General features: G+C 65.1%; 14 protein-coding genes and 1 pseudogene. 8 read left to right on the top strand and 7 right to left on the bottom strand.

What is annotated here, in order from left to right:
- Positions 1-533: pseudogene (locus P3T42_RS36445) on the bottom strand (RHS repeat-associated core domain-containing protein); the annotation flags it as partial.
- A 50-nt stretch (positions 534-583) separates the two neighbouring features.
- Positions 584-901, bottom strand: coding sequence for an RHS repeat domain-containing protein (locus P3T42_RS36440; protein WP_429308767.1), 318 nt, complete (start codon positions 899-901; stop codon positions 584-586).
- A 400-nt stretch (positions 902-1,301) separates the two neighbouring features.
- Between P3T42_RS36440 and P3T42_RS36435 the strand changes: the two genes are divergently transcribed.
- The 7 genes from P3T42_RS36435 to P3T42_RS36405 all read left to right on the top strand — a co-directional run bounded on the left by P3T42_RS36435 (position 1,302) and on the right by P3T42_RS36405 (position 10,115).
- Positions 1,302-2,297: a LacI family DNA-binding transcriptional regulator gene (locus P3T42_RS36435; RefSeq protein WP_074301005.1), complete on the top strand. Its 996-nt coding sequence runs from the start codon at positions 1,302-1,304 to the stop codon at positions 2,295-2,297.
- Entirely contained in the window at positions 2,294-3,586 is a 1,293-nt protein-coding gene (locus P3T42_RS36430) for an AGE family epimerase/isomerase (protein ID WP_429308766.1), read from the top strand. Before P3T42_RS36435 ends, P3T42_RS36430 begins: the two co-directional genes overlap by 4 nt.
- A 5-nt stretch (positions 3,587-3,591) precedes the next feature.
- Positions 3,592-4,503 carry a carbohydrate kinase family protein gene (locus P3T42_RS36425; protein ID WP_429308765.1) on the top strand — a complete coding sequence of 304 codons (912 nt, stop codon included), beginning with the start codon at positions 3,592-3,594 and terminating at the stop codon, positions 4,501-4,503.
- A gap of 112 nt (positions 4,504-4,615) precedes the next feature.
- Entirely contained in the window at positions 4,616-4,837 is a 222-nt protein-coding gene (locus tag P3T42_RS36420) for a hypothetical protein (RefSeq protein WP_074301008.1), read from the top strand.
- Positions 4,838-4,913: 76 nt separating this feature from the next.
- A complete protein-coding gene (locus P3T42_RS36415; protein WP_074301009.1) occupies positions 4,914-5,159 on the top strand; it encodes a hypothetical protein in 246 nt (81 codons plus the stop codon).
- A 162-nt stretch (positions 5,160-5,321) separates the two neighbouring features.
- Complete coding sequence (locus P3T42_RS36410) at positions 5,322-6,338, top strand: ion channel (protein WP_074301010.1); 1,017 nt, start codon at positions 5,322-5,324, stop codon at positions 6,336-6,338.
- Positions 6,339-6,521: 183 nt separating this feature from the next.
- Positions 6,522-10,115, top strand: a complete 3,594-nt coding sequence (locus tag P3T42_RS36405; RefSeq protein ID WP_429308764.1) for an indolepyruvate ferredoxin oxidoreductase family protein — start codon at positions 6,522-6,524, stop codon at positions 10,113-10,115.
- 98 nt (positions 10,116-10,213) lie between these two features.
- Here P3T42_RS36405 and P3T42_RS36400 read toward each other — a convergent pair whose 3' ends face one another.
- The gene (locus P3T42_RS36400; RefSeq protein WP_074301012.1) at positions 10,214-11,491 is read right to left on the bottom strand and encodes a sensor domain-containing phosphodiesterase; all 1,278 of its coding nucleotides are present in this window, start codon (positions 11,489-11,491) and stop codon (positions 10,214-10,216) included.
- A 334-nt stretch (positions 11,492-11,825) separates the two neighbouring features.
- Between P3T42_RS36400 and P3T42_RS36395 the strand changes: the two genes are divergently transcribed.
- On the top strand, positions 11,826-13,493 hold the full coding sequence (locus P3T42_RS36395) for a Na+/H+ antiporter (RefSeq protein WP_429308763.1): 1,668 nt from the start codon (positions 11,826-11,828) through the stop codon (positions 13,491-13,493).
- Between the two features lie 9 nt (positions 13,494-13,502).
- Here the strand turns inward: P3T42_RS36395 and P3T42_RS36390 are convergent, their stop codons facing one another.
- The 4 genes from P3T42_RS36390 to P3T42_RS36375 form a co-directional block, all read right to left on the bottom strand.
- Positions 13,503-14,810 (bottom strand): solute carrier family 23 protein, encoded by a 1,308-nt coding sequence (locus P3T42_RS36390; protein WP_074301014.1) that lies wholly within the window; start codon positions 14,808-14,810, stop codon positions 13,503-13,505.
- A gap of 271 nt (positions 14,811-15,081) precedes the next feature.
- On the bottom strand, positions 15,082-16,632 hold the full coding sequence (locus tag P3T42_RS36385) for a methyl-accepting chemotaxis protein (RefSeq protein WP_429308762.1): 1,551 nt from the start codon (positions 16,630-16,632) through the stop codon (positions 15,082-15,084).
- Between the two features lie 322 nt (positions 16,633-16,954).
- A complete protein-coding gene (locus tag P3T42_RS36380) occupies positions 16,955-17,560 on the bottom strand; it encodes a DUF2239 family protein (RefSeq protein ID WP_429308761.1) in 606 nt (201 codons plus the stop codon).
- Positions 17,561-17,658: 98 nt separating this feature from the next.
- Positions 17,659-19,170: a sensor domain-containing diguanylate cyclase gene (locus P3T42_RS36375; RefSeq protein ID WP_429308770.1), complete on the bottom strand. Its 1,512-nt coding sequence runs from the start codon at positions 19,168-19,170 to the stop codon at positions 17,659-17,661.
- Between the last annotated feature and the right edge of the window lie 167 nt (positions 19,171-19,337).

Here is a 19,337-nt window from a genome sequence, read left to right as displayed (position 1 = left end):
GCCATCGGTCTGCCCGAGGTGTCATAGGCGCTGCTGCGGTAGACCCGTGCGAGATCGAGCGCGCCTGCCGGATCCGCAACATGCAGGTCATGGGCGACAAGGTGGAACTGGCCTGTGTACAGCCGGACCGGATCCCCGCCCGACGTGCTGCTGCCGCAACCCGCCGTCGCATCGCCGCCACCGCAGCCGCCCGCGCCGCCGGCGTTGCCATCCACGCCGTCACCGTCGATGACCACGCTCTCATCCGGCGAGACCGGTTCAACCGTCGCGCCGGCGGACGGCCCGCTGCAGTACGACGCGATCTCACCGGGGTCACCGCAGACGTACCCGCCCATTCCGCCGAAATCGGCCGTCGATGCCTTAAGCGGGCACGCCGGATCGGCGGGATAAGCGCCCGCAGCAATGTACTTCGACGGGCAGTCGACGGCATGCGCGTGCGGTGCGGCAAACCACGACAGCAAGACAAACAGCAGCAGCAGGAACGGACGCTGCAGGGACTGCCGGCACGCGGCAGCAACGTGAACAGTTCGCATGGAAAACCTGACAGATCAGATGCGGGAAAGAAACACGCGGGCCAGCCGGCTCAACGCGCAGCGGCCTGGCTGGCGGTGGCATTCGACGCATCATCCGCACGCGTGGCAGCGACACTCCCCTGCCGGCGAATCGCGGTGATATTGCCGGCCGCGTCGTAGTCGTAATACGCGGTGTTGCCCGACACCGTCACCAAGGTCAGACGCCCCACGGCGTCGTAGCCATAAGTGATGTCGTCAGCATGGGAGAGCGAAGAAAACAGCAGCACGCACACCGCGGCGAATCCACCGGCCAGCCCCTGAACGACACTCGCTTTAGCACAGCCGGATAACGCAGAAGCAGCCCGGACGCGGGCGCAGACAGCAGCCATCAATATCTCCCCCAAGAATCAACAGTAAGGTTTACTGAATAATTCTGAAAGATATCGAATACCGATTCGACTCGGTATCAGGCTGCCCTGAAATTGCGTAGGAGAATCCGCACGCCAACGCAAAACTTCAACGCATCGCCGATGTGGGCATCTGGCGACATCACCACAGTCAGCATCAGTCATCGCAAATCTGAGTGACAGCTACACCAAGTCCGTCACCGCACCCCATCACCCTGTTTAGTGAATTTTACTAAACACAATAAAACTGTATTTAACCCATACATACGGGTATTTACGCGTATCAAATCGCACCACCCGAGGGACTTTCCAACCGGTTTTACTATACAATCCCCGAAAATCAACTAACCCGCGGTCAGCCGAGCGCTCGCCGCCCACCCAGATGGCCACAACCATCCGCGATGTCGCCCGCGCCGCCAGCGTGTCGATCGGCACCGTCTCCCGCGCGCTGAAGAACCAGCCAGGCCTCTCCGACGCCACCCGCCTGCGGGTCGTCGAGGCCGCGCGCCAGCTCGGCTACGACCACGCCCAGTTGCGCCCGCGCATCCGCCGGCTCACCTTCCTGCTGCATCGCCAGCACAACAATTTCGCGGCCAGTCCGTTCTTCTCGCATGTCCTGCACGGCGTCGAAGACGCGTGCCGCGAACGCGGCATCGTGCCTTCTGTGCTCACCGCAGGCCCCACGGAAGACGTGATCCAGCAGATGCGCCTGCATGCGCCCGACGCGGTTGCGATCGCCGGCTTCGTCGAGCCCGAGACGCTCACCACGCTGGTCGCCATGCAGCGTCCGCTGGTGCTGATCGACCTGTGGGCGCCCGGCCTGCGCTCGGTGAATCTCGACAACGCCGCCGGCGCCGCTCTCGCGATGCAGCATCTGTTCGCCCACCAGCACAAGCGCATCGCCTTCATCGGCGGTTCGCTCGCGCATTTCAGCATTGCGCAGCGCGCGCTCGGCTACCGCCGGGCGTTCTTCGAAGCCGGCCTGCTGTTCGATCCGTCGCTCGAAGTGACCATCGACGCCGGGCTCGACCCCGACACCGGCGCCGCGCTCGCCATGCAGCGGCTGCTCGACATGGCCGGCGCCACCGGCCAGCGTCCCGATGCCGTATTTGCCTACAACGACGCCGCCGCGCTCGCCGCGCTGCGCGTCTGCCTTGCGCGCGGCCTGCGCGTTCCGCAGGACATCGCGATCATCGGTTTCGACGACATCCCCGCCGCCGCCCACGCCACGCCGCCGCTGTCGACAATCTCCGTCGACAAGGAAGCGCTCGGCCGGCGCGGCGTCGAGCTGCTGCTCGAGGAGTCGCCTGCCGAACGCGAAGTCCACCTGCCCGTTCATCTCATTGCCCGTGCCAGTACCTCGGTGAAAAAGCCATGACGCAATCCGATACGCTTCAGCCTGCCCACGCCGGCGGCCCCTCGTCCGCAACACCCGCGACGCCTGCGGTCGCCAGCTTCCGCGAGCGCGACTTCCTGCTCGCGCATATCCAGGACACCTTGCGCTTCTACGCGCCGAACGTGTTCGACCCGAGCGGCGGTTTCTACCACTTCTTCCGCGACGACGGTTCGATCTATAACCGCACGACGCGCCATCTCGTCAGCAGTTGCCGCTACGTGTTCAACTACGCGATGGCGTACCGCGAGTTCGGCGATCCGCAGCATCTGGAGTACGCGCGCCACGGCCTGAATTTCCTGCGCGACGCACACTGGGACGCGGAACTCAAAGGCTACGACTGGGAACTCGACTGGCGCGACGGCAGCAAGCACGTGCTCGACGCCACCCGCCATTGCTACGGTCTCGCCTTCGTGCTGCTGGCGTATTCGCACGCCGCGATGGCCGGCATCGAAGAAGCGAAGCCGATGATCGGCGCCACCTTCGAGCTGATGGAACACCGCTTCTGGGACGCCGCCGCCGGTCTCTATGCCGACGAAGCGACGCCCGACTGGCGCGTGAGTTCGTACCGCGGCCAGAACGCCAACATGCACACCACCGAGGCGCTGCTCGCCGCCTACGAGGCGACCGGCCATCTGGTGTATCTGGATCGCGCGGAACGGGTGGCGTCGAACATCACGCTGCGCCAGGCAAAGCTCTCGCAAGGCCTCGTGTGGGAGCATTTCCACGCTGACTGGTCGGTGGACTGGCACTACAACGAGGAAGACAGTTCGAACATCTTCCGTCCGTGGGGCTTCCAGCCAGGTCATCAGACCGAATGGGCCAAGCTGCTGCTGATCCTCGAGCGGCATCGTCCGCTGCCCTGGCTGCTGCCGCGCGCCATCGAACTGTTCGACGCGGCCATGACGCACGCCTGGGACGACGACCACGGCGGCCTCTACTACGGCTTCGGCCCGGACGGCACGGTCTGCGATCACGACAAGTATTTCTGGGTGCAGGCCGAAACCTTCGCGACCGCCGCGCTGCTCGGCAAGCGCACCGGCAACGAACGCTTCTGGGACTGGTACGACGAGATCTGGCGCTATAGCTGGACGCATTTCGTCGACCACAAGTACGGCGCGTGGTACCGCATCCTGACCTGCGACAATCGCAAGTACAGCGACGAAAAAAGCCCGGCCGGCAAGACCGATTACCACACGATGGGCGCATGCTACGAAGTGCTGATGCATGCACTGCCGCACACGCCCTCCACAACGAACGACTCCGCACGGTGAGCACCATGAGCGCCACGACTGAATTTCCCCTCTTCGTCTCGCCCGGCGACATCCTGACCGACCTCGTGCGCACCGGCGATTCGCAATGGCTGTCGCGCCCCGGCGGCGCCGGCTGGAACGTCGCCCGTGCGGTCGCGCGCCTCGGTCTGCCGACCGCCTGCGTCGGCTCGCTCGGCACCGACAACTTCTCCGACGAACTGTGGAACGCCAGCGTCGCCGCGGGTCTCGACATGCGCTTCATGCAGCGCGTCGAGCGGCCGCCGCTGCTTGCGATCGTCCATCAGACGCATCCGCCCGCGTACTTCTTCATGGGCGAGAACGGCGCCGACCTCGCCTTCGATCCCGCCAAGCTGCCCGAAGGCTGGATGAACCAGGCGAAGTGGGCGCACTTCGGCTGCATCAGTCTCGTGCGTCAACCGCTCGGCGACACGCTCGCGGCGCTGGCCGCGGAACTGCGCGCGCGCGGCGTCAAGATCAGCTTCGACCCGAATTACCGCAATCTGATGGCGCACGGCTACGAGCCGACGCTGCGCAAGATGGCCGCACTCGCCGACCTGATCAAGGTCTCCGACGAGGATCTGCGCCTGCTCTTCAAAGGCAGCGAAGCCGAGGCGCTTGCCGAGTTGCGCGCCATGAATCCCAAGGCGATGGTGCTGGTCACGCGTGGCGCGGAAAAGGCCACGCTGTTCGACGGCGATACGATCGTCGAGGCACAGCCGCCGCGCGTCGAAGTGGCCGATACGGTCGGCGCGGGGGATGCATCGATCGGCGGCTTCCTGTTCAGTCTGATGACGGCGCCGCAGCGCACGTGGCAGGAGCATCTTGCGTTCGCGCTGGCAGCGGGCGCGGCGGCATGCCGGCATGCGGGCGCGCACTCCCCGTCGCTGGACGAAGTGGTGGCGTTGCTGGAGGGGTGACGAGGCGCCGGGCGAGAGGGGTGAGCAAAGAAGTGCGCGACGCTCGCAGGAAGGTCGGTGAGTCCGAAATCGGCGTGCTACGATGGAATCTCCCCCTTGCTGGAGAAGCATCATGGAGGACGTCACCTATACCAAAGGACTCTACACGGCCACCGCCACGGCGCGTCCGGTAGACGGCGGAGCGTATCGCGGCGTGGTCACGCTCTCGCGCGACGAAGGCGGCGAGCTGGAAGACACGCTCTATGAAGTCGAGGCCACCTCGGCCTCCGAGGAAGAAGCGCTCGAGGAAGCGAAAGCGTTAGCCCATCGCATCCTCGGCGAGATCGAATTCTAGGCAGACCCGGCGCCGCGCGCGCCGGCGTATTCCCGCTGCGTGGCGCTTGTCCCGACCCCGGCGGATGGAGGCGAAGATGGCTGAACAGCACTTCCCCTATGGCGTGTACTCGATTCACGTGCGTCCCCTCGAACTGCAAGGCGCGCGCTGGGATGCGGAGTACGAAATCCGCCAGCTCGACCGCGCAGTGCAGGCGTGGACCACGGTGGGCGGCGACAGCGGTTACGCGAGCGAAACCGAAGCCGTCGATACGGCGCACCGGCAGGCGGTCGCGGATATCGAACACGGCGCCGGCATCCCGAAGCCACGAACGTTTCCGTGATGGTGTGAGTTCGCACGCGGCGGATTGCGCGCCGCGCGAGATGTGCGATGTGCGAGCCATGCGAGCGTTCGCTTTGCGGCACCTCGACCCGCAGCGAAAATCCGTAAAAGCGCGTCGTGCGGCGTGCTACGCTTTGCGCGTTTTCACGCTGAAGAACACGCAATGGCCACCGACACGTCAGACCGCACACCCGGCGCCGGCGCCGAAACGGGCACCCGCGCTGCCGGCGCGGACGCAACGGCATCTTCACGCAAGCGCCTGCCGCGCGGCAGCCGCGAGATCCCTTTCGGTTCGCGCACGATCATTGCGCACGGCATGCCGATCCGTTTCTGGCAGGATATTTACCACAGTGCATTGACGATCAAGTGGCCCACGTTCTTCGTGTCGCTCGCGTTGATGTTCCTGCTGCTCAACGCGACGTTTGCCTCGCTCTATATGCTCGGCACCGCGCCGATTGCGAATCAGTTTCCCAAAGGCTTCGGCGGTGCGTTTTTCTTCAGCGTCGAAACGCTCGCGACGGTCGGCTACGGCGACATGCATCCGCAGACGGTCTACGCTCACTGGATCGCCACGCTCGAAATCTTCGTCGGCATGTCGGGCATCGCGTTGGCGACCGGCCTGATCTTCGCGCGCTTCTCGCGGCCGCGCGCCAAAATCATGTTTTCCCGTTACGCGGTAATCCGGCCAATCGACGGCCACATGACGCTGCAGGCCCGCGCGGCGAATGGCCGCCAGAATATGATCGCCGAGGCCCACGGCAGGATGCGCATGATGCGCGTCGAAACGTCGGCCGAAGGCTACCGGCTGCGCAAGCTCTACGACCTGACGCTCGTACGCGACCAGCATCCGGCGTTTCTGTTTAGCTGGACCCTGATGCACATCATCGACGAGACCAGCCCACTCTTCGGCGAAACGGCCGAGTCGATGAAGGCGCGCGAAGCGTCCTTGCTGATCTCCATCGAAGGCGCCGACGAAGAGACCGCGCAGACCATGCAGGCGCGTCACACCTGGGAAGCGGATAGCATCCGCTGGCAACACAAATACGTCGACCTGCTCCGCGAGGAAGACGGCGTAAGCCATATCGACTACATCCACTTCGACGAAATAGAACCGCTGGAACCGCTGGCGCCGTCCGTCCCGGCCGCCCAGATGGACCCGCATGCGGTGCCGGGCGCCTGAGACACCGGCAGATCTATCTCAAAACCGCGCGAATTCGCGGAGTACTTCACTCCTTTCGGGCAACAAAGCCGGAAACAAGCAAAAATAATCTCTAATCGGCGCTAAAAAATAGAGTCTCTTTCGACGCGAAGCCTTTGTGGTCCCCATCCACTTCGCGCGAACGCATAAAAACGGAGACTTACCATGACCGCTCGCCTGCCTGTCGACGGCACGCCCGCCCTCGCCGATTACAAGCTGTCCGATAACCTCACCGCCACCCGCGGCCGCATTTTCCTGACCGGCACGCAGGCGCTGGTACGTCTCGTGTTGATGCAACGCGCGCTCGACAAGGCGCGCGACATGAACACCGCCGGCTTCATCAGCGGCTATCGCGGCTCGCCGCTCGGCATGGTCGACCAGCAGTTGTGGAAGGCGAAGAAGCTGCTCGCGGCGAGCGATATCCGCTTCCTGCCCGCGATCAACGAGGAACTGGGCGGCACCGCGGTGCTCGGCACGCAGCGGGTCGAGTCGGACCCGGAGCGCACCGTCGAAGGTGTGTTTGCAATGTGGTACGGCAAAGGCCCGGGCGTGGACCGCGCCGGCGACGCGCTCAAGCACGGCAACGCCTACGGTTCGTCGAAGCATGGCGGCGTGCTGGTGGTGGCGGGTGACGACCACGGCTGCGTGTCGTCGTCGATGCCGCATCAGAGCGACTTCGCGATGATGGCCTGGCATATGCCGGTGGTGAATCCGTCGAACGTCGCCGACATGCTGGAGTTCGGCCTGTACGGCTGGGCGCTGTCGCGCTTCTCGGGCGCGTGGGTCGGCTACAAGGCGATTTCGGAGACGGTCGAATCCGGCTCGACCGTCGACCTCGATGCATTGCAAACGCAGTGGACGGATCCGCAAGACTACCAGGAACCCGCCGGCGGTCTGCATAACCGCTGGCCCGATCTGCCGAGCCTCACCATCGAAGCGCGGCTCGCCGCCAAGCTCGACGCCGTGCGCCATTTCGCGCGCAGCAACAGCATCGACAAATGGATTGCACCGAGTCCGCAGGCGAACGTCGGCATCGTCACCTGCGGCAAGGCGCATCTGGATCTGATGGAAGCACTGCGCCGCCTCGACCTCACCGTCGCCGATCTCGACGCGGCCGGCGTGCGTATCTACAAGGTCGGGCTGTCGTTCCCACTGGAGATGACACGCATCGACAGGTTCGTCGAAGGCCTTTCGGAAGTGCTGGTGATCGAGGAGAAAGGCCCGGTCATCGAGCAGCAGATCAAGGACTACCTGTACAACCGTCGCGACGGCGCACGTCCTGTCGTGGTGGGCAAGTACGCCGAGGATGGCTCGTTGCTGCTGTCGTCGCTTGGCGAGTTGCGGCCTTCGCGCATCCTGCCGGTGTTCGCCAACTGGCTCGCGCGGCACAAGCCCGCGCTCGATCGCCGCGAACGCGTGGTCGATCTGGTGGCGCCGCAAATCCTTTCGAATGCCGCCGACGCAGTCAAGCGCACGCCGTACTTCTGCTCCGGCTGCCCGCACAACACCTCGACGAAAGTCCCCGAAGGCTCGATTGCGCAAGCCGGCATTGGCTGCCACTTTATGGCTTCGTGGATGGAGCGCGATACGACCGGGCTGATCCAGATGGGCGGCGAAGGCGTGGACTGGGTTTCGCATTCGATGTTCACGAAGACGCGTCACGTGTTTCAGAACCTCGGCGACGGCACCTACTTTCACTCGGGCATTCTGGCGATCCGCCAGGCGGTGGCGGCGAAGGCCACCATCACCTACAAGATTCTCTATAACGACGCCGTGGCGATGACGGGCGGCCAGCCGGTCGACGGCAGCATCTCGGTGCCGCAGATTGCGCGTCAGGTGGAAGCAGAAGGCGTCTCGCGTTTCGTGGTGGTCAGCGACGAGCCCGAAAAATATGACGGCCATCATGGGCTGTTTCCGCAAGGCACCACCTTCCACCATCGCAGCGAACTCGATGCCGTGCAGCGCGTGCTGCGCGATATCGACGGCGTCACCGTGCTGATCTACGACCAGACCTGCGCGGCCGAGAAACGTCGTCGCAGGAAGAAAGGTGAATTCCCCGATCCGGACAAGCGCCTCTTTATCAACGAAGAGGTCTGCGAAGGATGCGGCGATTGCGGCGTGCAGTCGAACTGCCTGTCGGTAGAACCGGTTGAGACCGCGCTGGGCCGCAAACGCCGCATCGACCAGTCGTCGTGCAACAAGGACTTCTCCTGCGTGAACGGCTTTTGCCCGAGCTTCGTGACGATCGAAGGCGGCAAGCTCAAGAAGGCCGCCGGCGCCGCCTTCGATGCCGCCGCGCTGGCTGCCCGCGTCGACGCGTTGCCGGTGCCGGCCACGCAACTCGATGCCGCGCCGTACGACATTCTGGTCACGGGCGTCGGCGGCACGGGCGTCGTGACGGTAGGCGCGCTGATCAGCATGGCCGCGCATCTGGAAGGCAAGAGCGCGTCGGTGCTCGACTTCATGGGCTTTGCGCAGAAGGGCGGCTCCGTGCTGTCGTTCGTGCGCTTCGCCGCGCGCGACGAATGGCTCAACCAGGTGCGTATCGACACGCAGCAGGCCGACGTGCTGCTCGCATGCGACATGGTGGTGGGCGCGAGTTCCGACGCGCTGCAAACGGTGCGTCATGGCCGGACACGGATTGTCGTGAATACGCATGCGATTCCGAACGCGACCTTCGTGCAGAACCCGGACGCGAACCTGCACGCGGATGCGCTGATCGACAAGATGCGTCACGCGGCGGGTGAAGAACGCATGTCGAGTTGCGATGCGCAAGCGCTCGCGACGCGGTTCCTCGGCGACACGATCGGCGCCAACATCCTGATGCTCGGCTTTGCATGGCAGTTGGGTCTCGTGCCGGTGTCGTTCGGCGCGATGATGCGTGCGATCGAACTGAACAACGTTGCCGTGCAGATGAATCAACTGGCGTTTTCGGTGGGCCGTCTTGCCGCGGCTGATCCGGCGGCGCTCGAAGCGCTGTGGCAGGAACGGCATGCGGCTCAACAGCCGCTGCGTATCGATACGCTGGACGAACTGATCGCGCATCGCGAAACGCGCCTGGCGGTGTATGGCGGCGAGCGGTACGTGAAGCGCTATCGTACGCTGGTGGATACCGCGCGGCGGGCCGAGGCGGGTATCGGCGGTGCTTCGTCAGGTGAGCGCCTGACGCGTGCGGTGGCGACGACGTTCTACCGGCTGCTGGCGGTGAAGGATGAATACGAAGTGGCGCGCCTGCATACGGACAGCGCGTTCCGCGCCTCGCTCGAAGCGCAATTCGAAGGCGTGGCGGGCAAGGACTTCGGCGTGAAGTTCAATCTCGCGCCGCCGACCTTGTCGCGTCCGAAGCATGGCGCGACACCGGTGAAGAAGACCTTCGGTCAATGGCTGTGGCCGCTGCTCGGCACCATGGCGAAGTTCCGCGGACTACGCGGCACGATGCTCGATCCGTTTGGCCGCACGCTCGAACGCCGCATGGAACGCGAACTGGCCGACGACTACGAAGCCACCCTGCAACAGGCGTTTGCGAAGCTCGATGCGGGCAACGTTGAAGAGATCGTCAAGCTGGCGGATCTGCATGCCCGCGTGCGTGGCTATGGGCATGTGAAGCTGGCGAATCTGGCTGGCGTGAAGCGCAGCGAACGGGATTTGGCTGCGCGTCTGCAGATCGCAGCGGCGACGGGCGCGGCGGTTCAGCAAGCGTTGGAGGAAGCGAAGGGCGCCGGGACCTTGCGGGGGATTCCGGTGGTGGTGGCGAAGTAAGCGTGTGAAGCGTGCGCCGCTGCGCAGAGGATTCATTCGCAGCGGTGCACGGCACTTTCTGACTCAAGCCGACAGGCTCCCACCTGCATGGCCCGTTTTCAAAACCGCTCTTCATCCACCCAATCAATGTCCCCGCACAAGACGCAGGTCTGTTCACCGACATGCGTCACCACGGACAACGTCACGCACGGCAGCGCCTCGTTGATCGACAGATACGGCCGGGTCACATGCACCCGCTCCGGCGCATTGATCGCCGCCCGAAAATACGGTCGACGCAGCCAGTTGGCCCCCTGCGCATCGGCGAGCGGCAAAAAGCGCGTCTCATGCGCCGCGCGATCCGCCCGCAGCACCACGTTGCGGCCAGCCTGACGACCCTTCGCATCCAGCAGGAAGCAGCGCGCCGCGTGATCGAGCGCGAGGAAGTTCCAGCACACTTCATCGAGCGGCTCACCGGCGGCGAGCCGTTCCGCCGCGCGTTCGAACGCGCGGACATACGGCGCCAGCCGGCTCGCATTGCGCCGCTCGCGAGCCTCTGCCTGGTCGCGATAACGCTCGGTGACTTCGCTGATGCAGGTCACCGCTTGCACGCTGTCCGCGGCACCCGGATTCGGCCGGCCGAAGAAAAAGCCCTGCACGAAGTCGGCGTCGCAGGCGAGCGCCATCTGCGCCTCATGTTCGGTCTCCACGCCTTCGATCAGCACCAGCTTGCCCGCTTCGTGCAGCAGCGCGACCAGACCCGGCAGGATCGTCGCCATGTCGGCGCGATGGGCGGCATGCGAGAGCATGATGCGGTCGAGTTTCACGATGTCCGGATTCAGTTGCCAGATCCGTTCGACGTTCGAATGTCCCGCGCCGAAATCGTCAAGCGCAATCAGGAAGCCGAGTTCGCGGAACTTGCGCACGGCGTCCGCGAGACGCTCCAGATCTTCCGCGCGCTGTTCCAGCACCTCGAGCACGATGCGTCGCGGCGACAGATCCAGCCGCCGCAGATTCGCGAGTAGCGCAGCGGCGTGATACGGATCGGTCAACGCCCCCGGATGGACGTTCAGAAACAGCCACTCCTTCTCGGCGCCGAGCACCTTGAAATTCTCCAGGTGCAGCGCCTGAGCCAGCCGGTCCACCTGCAGCACGTCGCCGAGCCGGGCGGCCTGGCCGAAGACGTCGAGCGGCGACACCGGCCGGTCGAGCGCGTCGTGGGCCCGCAGCAAACCCTCGTAACCGACCGCGCGCATGTGCGACAAACTGAAGATCGGCTGAAACACGCTCGTCAGCTCCAGCTCGCCATGCCGCACCGAATACCGCTCCAGCCCCGAAGTCACACTCACCTCGAAGCCGTGCGGTGCGGCGGTCGTCCTTTCCTGTTGCGCAATCGTCATGCATTCCTCTCACGCGAGATCAGGGCCGGTTCGTGCGGAGGCAAACAACCACGGCGCCGTTTCTCAAAATGTGCGTCATCGCCACTCCTTAAGCAAGCTCCGTGCGCACGCAGCCGCACATTCCAATGAAGTTTGCATGCCCGGCTGCACCGCCAGTAGCTACGTGCCTCCCGTCCGGGCGCGCGATGCACCACCCGGGTGCATGACCCTTAGCCGGCAAAGGCTATTGGGGAGCGCACGCGGCGCGGCGCAATCCGGCCGTTCGCTGCATACCTCGCGCCGGCCAGGCGCGGCCTCGGGCTAAAATTCGCGCTGGTGTTCACGGGCCTGCCAGATGGAAATTGTTTTCACCGTCCTGATTCTCCTGCTCGCGGTGGCCGTCTCCGGTGTCGGCGTCCGCGTGCTGCCCTTCAAGCTGCCGCTGCCGCTCGTGCAGATCGCCCTCGGTGCGCTGCTCGCGTGGCCGAGGCTCGGCCTGCACGTCACCTTCGATCCGGAAATCTTCATGATGCTCTTCATTCCGCCGCTGTTGTTCGCGGATGGATGGCGCATCCCGAAACGCGAGTTCTTCATGGCGCGGCGCTCGATCCTGCTGCTCGCGCTGGGTCTCGTGTTCATGACGGTGCTGGCGGTCGGCTACTTCGTGCATGCGCTGGTGCCGGAGATTTCGCTGCCGGTCGCCTTTGCGCTCGCCGCCGTGCTGTCGCCGACCGATGCGGTCGCGCTGACCGGGATCGCCGGCAAGAACCGGATTCCCGCGAACCTCATGCACATCCTCGAAGGCGAGGCGCTGATGAACGACGCGTCGGGCCTCGTCGCGCTGAAGTTCGCGATTGCCGCCGCGTTGACCGGCGTGTTCTCGCTGCGCGACGCGTCGGTCAGCTTCGTGATCATCGCCCTGGGCGGTCTGGCGACGGGAGCCGCCGTGAGCTGGCTGTTCGGCTTCGCGTCCGCACGCTTTCTGAGCGTCACCGAGGAAGGCGACCCCGCGCCGGGCGTCGTGATGACGCTTCTGATTCCGTTCGCGGCTTATCTGTTTGCGGAGCATTTCGGCTGGTCGGGCATCCTCGCCGCCGTGGCCGCCGGGATGATGATGAACTACACCAGCATCGCGAATGCGGGGCCAGTCTCGGCGCGCGTGCGGGCCAACAGCACGTGGACGATGATCGAGTTCGTCTTCAACGGCATGGTGTTCATCCTGCTCGGGCTGCAGTTCCCACATATCCTCGGCCGCGCGCTGATCGATGCGCACGAGACCAGCAACGAACAGATGGCGCGGCTGATCGGCTATATCGCGGCGGTGGCGCTCGCGCTGTACGCGCTGCGCTTCGTGTGGGTCTGGCTGCTGCGCTGGTTCGCCAGTCGCGGCGCGGCCAAACAGGGGATGAGCAGCGCGGTGCCGGGCCTGCGCACCGTCACGGTGACGACCGTGGCCGGCGTGCGCGGCGCGGTGACGATGGCCGGCGTACTGTCGCTGCCGGAGACGTTGCCCAACGGCGTTCCACTGCCTGGCCGCGATCTCGCGATCTTTATCGCCTCGGGTGTGATTCTGGCGTCGCTGCTGATAGCGGTGATCGGGCTGCCGCTTTTGCTGCGCGGCTGGCGGCGCGGGCGCGATCCGAACGCCGCCGAAGAACGGCTCGCCCGCAAGCTCGCGGCGCAAGCGGCGATCCGCGCCATCGACGGTCTGCATGAGACCGCCAGCGCCGACCTCGACGAATCGGCCTTCGCCTATGCCGCGGATGTGGCGGCGCGCGTGATGGATATCTACCGCCGGCGTCTGGCCACCCTCGGCGATGAAGCCACCGCGCCGAGCGAGCAGGCGCGGCGCGCGGAAGCGCTGGAGTTTCAGATGAAGCTGGCGGCGATGCGCGCCGAACGCGCGGTGCTGCTTGCGCTGCGCAACGAGCAGAAGATCAACGACGAGACGCTCAACAAGCTGATGCGCGAAGTGGATCTGTCGGAGACTGCCTTGATCACGCGCGGCGTGGCGCGCGCGTGACCGGCACGCTCACACCGCTGGCTGCTGCGCCGGCTTGCGACGCAACAGCGCGTACAGAATGATCGCGCCGAAGGTAGCGGTACCGATACCGCCGAGCGCAAAACCGCCCAGCTTCAGCGAGAAATCGCCCGCGCCCAGCACGAGCGTCACGGCGGCGACGATCAGATTGCGGTTGTCGGAGAAGTCGACCTTGTTGACGACCCAGATGCGCGCGCCCGTCACCGCAATCAGCCCGAACACCACGATCGACACGCCGCCCAGCACCGGCCCGGGAATCGTCTGGATCACCGCACCGAACTTCGGCGAGAAGCCGAGCACCAGCGCGATCACGGCGGCAATCACGAACACCAGCGTCGAGTAGATTTTGGTGACCGCCATCACGCCAATGTTTTCCGCGTAAGTCGTGACGCCGGTGCCGCCCGAGAAGCCCGAGACGATAGTGGCGAGACCGTCGCCAATGAAGGCGCGGCCAACGTAGCGATCGAGGTTCTGGCCGGTCATCGCGCTTACGGCCTTGATGTGGCCGAGATTTTCCGCGACGAGGATCACGGCGATCGGCGCGAGCAACGTCATGGCCTGAGCGTTGAACGCCGGCGCGGTGAAGTGCGGCATGCCGAACCAGGCGGCGTTGGCGACGATCGAGAAGTCGATGGGCTTACCCATACCGAGTCCGTTCGTGACGATCGCATAGATCACGTAGGCGACCAGCAGGCCCACCAGAATCAGCAGCCGCTGCAGCATGCCGCGCGCAAACACCGCCACGGCGGCCACGCATAGCACGGTGACGAGCGCCATCCACGAATCGAAGTTGCTGCCGCTCACGCCCTTGACGGCGATCGGCGCGAGGTTGAGGCCGATCACGCAGACGATCGCGCCCGTCACGAGCGGCGGCATCAGCGTTTCGATCCACTTCGTGCCGACCGCCGCGACGATCAGCCCGATGATCGCGTACACCACGCCGCACGCGATGATCCCACCGAGCGCCACGGGGATGTTCAGGTTGGGACCGTGTCCGCCGTAGCCGGTCACGGCAATCACGAGGCCGATGAACGCGAAGCTCGAACCGAGATAGCTCGGCACCCGGCCGCCCACCACCACAAAGAACAGCAGCGTGCCGATACCCGACATGAAAATGCACAGGTTCGGATCGAAGCCCATCAGCAGCGGCGCGAGCACGGTCGAGCCGAACATCGCAACGACGTGCTGGATGCCCATTGCCAGCATCTGCGGCCAGGCGAGCCGCTCGTCGGTGTTGACGACGCGGCCCTCGGCGGCGCTCGGCTGCGTGCGCCAGCGGGGGAAGTAGGAATCGGCCATGGCGGGGGTTCTCCTCTATCGGCGTGGTGTGCGTCGGGCGTGGCTGCCGCCTGGGCGGCGCCTCTCTCAGAGCCGCCGTGCAAGCGCGCACTCCGATCGACGCCTTGTTCGACGCGTGGTTTAAATTACGCGCGAGTGTACGGAGAGCGTCTGGCGCTGACAAGCGAACTCGTGGACGCGCTGCGGCAAGCACGGGCCTTGCGCGCCCGATGCAAGCCTGATGCAACTACGGCTCGCGGTGCGCCTGATGCACCGGAGCCACCCGAGGCGCCTAGAGCATAAACACCGCGACCGCGGTCTTCAGTTCGCGCGCCTGGTCCGCCATCGACGCCGCTGCGGCCGCGGCCTGCTCGACCAGCGCCGCATTCTGCTGGGTGACCTCATCCATCTGAGCGACGGCGCGGTTCACCTGTTCGATGCCCGTGCTCTGTTCGTGCGATGCAGCAGAGATTTCACCCATGATGTCGGTCACACGCTTCACCGCCTGGGTGACTTCGGCCATCGTGTGCCCGGCGCGCTCGGCGAGCGCGGCGCCGCTGCCGACACGTGACGTCGAATTTTCGATCAGCTCCTTGATCTCTTTGGCCGATAACGCGCTGCGTTGCGCAAGCGAGCGCACCTCGCCGGCCACCACCGCGAAGCCGCGGCCCTGCTCGCCCGCGCGGGCCGCTTCGACAGCCGCGTTGAGCGCCAGGATATTGGTCTGGAAGGCGATGCCCTCGATCACCGCAATGATGTCGGTCATGCGCTTCGAGCCCGCAGCCAGTTCGCGCATGGTCTCGACCACGTCGCCCACCAGATCGCTGCCGCGCGCCGCCACCTCCGACGCGCCATACGCCACGCCGCTCGCCTGCTGCGCGTTGTCAGCGTTCTGCCGCACGGTCGCGGTCAACTGCTCCATGCTCGACGCGGTCTCTTCGAGCGACGCGGCCTGCTCTTCCGTACGCTGCGACAGATCGGTATTGCCCTGGGCGATCTCGCCGGAAGCAAGCAGGATCGACTCGCTCGATTCGCTGATGCCCGAGACGATCCCGGCAAGCCGTTCGCGCATATTGCGGAGTGCGAACAGCAGGCTGTGGGTATCGCCGGCGCGAGTGTCGACTCGCACGCTGAGGTCGCCATCCGCGATACGGTTGGCAATCTGCGCGGCGTAGCCGGGTTCGCCGCCGAGTTGGCGCCTGAGCCGACGCGCAATCAGCCACGCCAGCAGCATGCCGGCCACGAGCGCACCCAGCACGAGCGACGACAGCACGATACGCATCTGCCGGTAGCTGGCTGCGGCCTGGACCTGCGCATCGCTCGCCTGCTGGCGGCGGTAATCGATCACCTGCACGATGCTGTCGCGCAAGGCTTCGCTCGACGCAATCGCGCGGCGCACCAGTTCCTTGTTGTCGACACCCGCCGGAATCGGCTCCGCGCCAATCTGATGATGCACGATCCCTTCCCACACCGCCGACTTGCGCAGCACCTCGGCGAACAGCGCCTGGCCCTTGCTGGTGGAGAGCGTAGCCCGGTAACGATCGTAGGCGTCGTGCATGCTCTTGAGCGAGGCGACGATGCCGGCATCGAGACGCCGGCGACCGGCATCGTCTTCCGCGTAGCCGAGATTCGCCGCTGCGAGGTCCGCATCGATCTTGTTGCGGTTCGCTTCTTCCATCCAGTAGAGACCGTCCATATGCCGGCTGCCGATCTCCTTGGTAAGGTCATGCATCGACGCTAGCGTCATCAGGCCGGTGGCCCCGACCACCGCACAAAATCCGATCACGATCGCGAATGCCAACAGCAGGCTTTGCAACACCGTCATGCGCTCGAACCACTTCATTTCACCATCCTCGACTGAGCTTCGCGCCAATGCGGCGTCGACAGTACGCGCAATAGCGCGTCCAGTCCTTTTACGGCCGCGCAGTGGGCGACTTGACCTGCTAATGGCGGGAATAACCGGGACAGGATGTTGAAAGGCTGCGTCTCGCAAAGCCTTATCGGGATTGGGATTTGTCTGATTTATCGGGGATTACCCGCTGGCTACACTGGCTTCTGCTGCGTGACCCCATGTATTGCGCATGCGATGTTGTAACTCTCCGACTTGCCGCTCACGTTTCCCCAGCGTGAGCGGTTTTTTTTCGCCTGCTGGTTTGTCGATGGCGTTACTGGCTCAATGCCCGCGCGGCGAGCTTCGCCGTATGCTCGCGCACATCGGTGGGCCATTGCGCGATTGAGGCGTCGAAACGCACGGGATCAGCGGCATACAGCGCCCGGGTCGCTTCCTCATAACCCGGCAGATTGCCGGCCAGCGCGGTCATGAAGCGGTAGGCCGCTTCCTGTGCACGACGCATACGGTCTTTGTCGTCGCCCGCGAGCCGCGCCGCTTCCACCAGTTTGCGCAACGCCACCGAGGCCCCGCCCGACTGGCTGTTCAGCCAGTCCCAATGACGCGGCAGCAGTGTGACTTCGCGCGCCACTACGCCGAGCTTCGGCCGGCCGCGGCCGCGAGGCGCGCCTTCCCCAACGGACTCTGCGGCCTCGCCTTCTGCACCCGGCTCGTCGCGCTGCAGTCTTGCGAGCACTTCGTCCGCCGTGCCACGCAGGTCGAATTCGACGGGCTGACTGGTCTCGTCGTCGAACACCAGCACCGGCGCCTGTTCGCCGCGCTCGGTCACCTGCCTGAGCGCCAGCGCAACCTCCTTGCGTGTGCCTGAGGCAATGCGTCGAAGGCCTTCGAAGGCGGTACATGTGCTTGCTTGCGGGGTCATCACGAAAATCCTCATTCATCGATTTTCGTCAATTATACCCGGGTAAAATTAGACCGCAATATCACCCGGATAAAACACCGCGCCCCGCGTCGGCCCGCCTAATGCCCCGGTTGCGTCACCATGCCCGGGCTGTCGGCACGCGCCGCGACCGGATAGGCGAGGATGCGGTTGCGGCCGGCATCCTTGGCCTCGTAGAGGGCCGTGTCGGCCGCGTTGACGAACGCCCGGTAGGTGGCGAAGGCGTGGCTCGCCGTACTGGCAATGCCGATGCTGATGGTCAGCACGTGATGCGCACTGGCGACATGGCCCAACACCAGCGCCTGCACGGCCGCGCGAATCTGTTCGGCGATCTGCGCCGCGCCGCCGGCATCGGTGTCGGGCAACAGCACGGCGAATTCCTCGCCGCCGTAGCGCGCGGCCACGTCGCTGGGCCGCCGGACGTTGCCGTCGATGCAGCGGGCCACCGCCACCAGCGCATCATCGCCGGCCGAGTGGCCGTAGAGATCGTTGAAGCCCTTGAAGTTGTCGACGTCGATCAGCAGCATCGACAAGGGCCGCCCGCTGCGCTGCATCAGAAGCCACGCCTCTTCCGCGCGTTCCTCGAAGGTGCGGCGGTTGTTCAACCCTGTCAGTCCATCCGTGCGGGCCAGTACCCGCAACGCTTCTTCCACTTCCTGGCGGCGTCTGAGCTGTTGCGAGAACAGCACCGCGAGCGCGATGATCGCCACGTCGAGCGAGCCGATCAGGCTGCCGATAATCCAGGCGCGGCGCCGCCAGCCGGCGTAGATATCGCGCGTGGAGATCGCGACGTCGAGCAGCAGCGGAAAGCGGTCGATATGGCGGAACGCGTACCAGCGCTCCACACCGTCGATGGAAGCCGTGCCGAAGAAATCGCCGCTGTCCTGCAGCGTGAAGCGGGTGTAGTTCGCCGTGCCGACCAGACTGATGCCGATGATTTTCGGGTCGTAGGGGCGCCGCATCAGCATCGTGCCGTTGGCCAGCATCAGCGCCATCGAGCCGCTATTGCCGAGGTTCATCCCGGCAAAGAGGCGGTGGAAATACTCGAGCCGCAGCGTGCCGACCACCACGCCGGCGAAGCTTCCGTCCGGGTGCGAGAGGCGCCGGCTCAGCGCGATGCTCATGCCGGCGTTGGAGAGCCTCGACTTGAAAGGCCGGCTAACGTACAGCCCGACGTCGGGTGAATTGCGATGAACCACGAAATAGTCGCGGTCCGCGGAATTGATGTGCCGCGGCGGCACGGACTGCGAATCGATAATGGCGTTGCCGGCTTCGTCCAGCACGAGCATCGAGCCCATGTCCTGGGCGCTCGCGGCGCCGTCGAACAGCACCAGCTGACGGATCGCGGGCGGCAAGGCCATCACACCCGGCTGCTTGAGACCGGCGATGACCGCCAGCAGCGACAGATCGTACAGTTCGAGGTTGCGCGCCACGTCGCGCTCGACCAGCAGGGAAACGTTCCTGGCCGAGTCCTGGGCGCGCCGCAAGGCATCGTCGCGCATCTGCGCCAGCACCCAGATGGCGATCGCGAGGATCGCGCCGGCTAGCGCGAGGCTGATGACAATCACGGCATTCGGTCGGCGCGTCACCATGTGTCTGGTTGTGTCGAGCATGCGCGTTGGCCTACGCGCGTTATCGGGGACTGCAATCGCGGCCCGGCCAGAAAGCGCAGTGGGCATGAGGCGGATCATGCCTTCGCGCGCGGATTCCTGGAAGCGGTAGCGTAACAGACGCCTATCCGGTATATCGGCGCATTTCT

It is taken from the genome of Paraburkholderia sp. GAS38 (assembly GCF_050434965.1).
Taxonomy (GTDB): Bacteria; Pseudomonadota; Gammaproteobacteria; order Burkholderiales; family Burkholderiaceae; genus Paraburkholderia; species Paraburkholderia phenazinium_A.
Note: the sequence above shows the minus strand (reverse complement) of the source record. Positions and strands in the feature narration are given on the sequence as shown.

What these genes read in the sequence shown, in the direction of transcription:
- P3T42_RS36440 (WP_429308767.1), bottom strand. Translation starts at nt 901, where the DNA reads ATGGCTGCTGTCTGCGCCCGCGTCCGGGCTGCTTCTGCGTTATCCGGC.
- P3T42_RS36435 (WP_074301005.1), top strand. Translation starts at nt 1,302, where the DNA reads ATGGCCACAACCATCCGCGATGTCGCCCGCGCCGCCAGCGTGTCGATC.
- P3T42_RS36430 (WP_429308766.1), top strand. Translation starts at nt 2,294, where the DNA reads ATGACGCAATCCGATACGCTTCAGCCTGCCCACGCCGGCGGCCCCTCG.
- P3T42_RS36425 (WP_429308765.1), top strand. Translation starts at nt 3,592, where the DNA reads ATGAGCGCCACGACTGAATTTCCCCTCTTCGTCTCGCCCGGCGACATC.
- P3T42_RS36420 (WP_074301008.1), top strand. Translation starts at nt 4,616, where the DNA reads ATGGAGGACGTCACCTATACCAAAGGACTCTACACGGCCACCGCCACG.
- P3T42_RS36415 (WP_074301009.1), top strand. Translation starts at nt 4,914, where the DNA reads ATGGCTGAACAGCACTTCCCCTATGGCGTGTACTCGATTCACGTGCGT.
- P3T42_RS36410 (WP_074301010.1), top strand. Translation starts at nt 5,322, where the DNA reads ATGGCCACCGACACGTCAGACCGCACACCCGGCGCCGGCGCCGAAACG.
- P3T42_RS36405 (WP_429308764.1), top strand. Translation starts at nt 6,522, where the DNA reads ATGACCGCTCGCCTGCCTGTCGACGGCACGCCCGCCCTCGCCGATTAC.
- P3T42_RS36400 (WP_074301012.1), bottom strand. Translation starts at nt 11,491, where the DNA reads ATGACGATTGCGCAACAGGAAAGGACGACCGCCGCACCGCACGGCTTC.
- P3T42_RS36395 (WP_429308763.1), top strand. Translation starts at nt 11,826, where the DNA reads ATGGAAATTGTTTTCACCGTCCTGATTCTCCTGCTCGCGGTGGCCGTC.
- P3T42_RS36390 (WP_074301014.1), bottom strand. Translation starts at nt 14,810, where the DNA reads ATGGCCGATTCCTACTTCCCCCGCTGGCGCACGCAGCCGAGCGCCGCC.
- P3T42_RS36385 (WP_429308762.1), bottom strand. Translation starts at nt 16,632, where the DNA reads ATGAAGTGGTTCGAGCGCATGACGGTGTTGCAAAGCCTGCTGTTGGCA.
- P3T42_RS36380 (WP_429308761.1), bottom strand. Translation starts at nt 17,560, where the DNA reads ATGACCCCGCAAGCAAGCACATGTACCGCCTTCGAAGGCCTTCGACGC.
- P3T42_RS36375 (WP_429308770.1), bottom strand. Translation starts at nt 19,170, where the DNA reads ATGGTGACGCGCCGACCGAATGCCGTGATTGTCATCAGCCTCGCGCTA.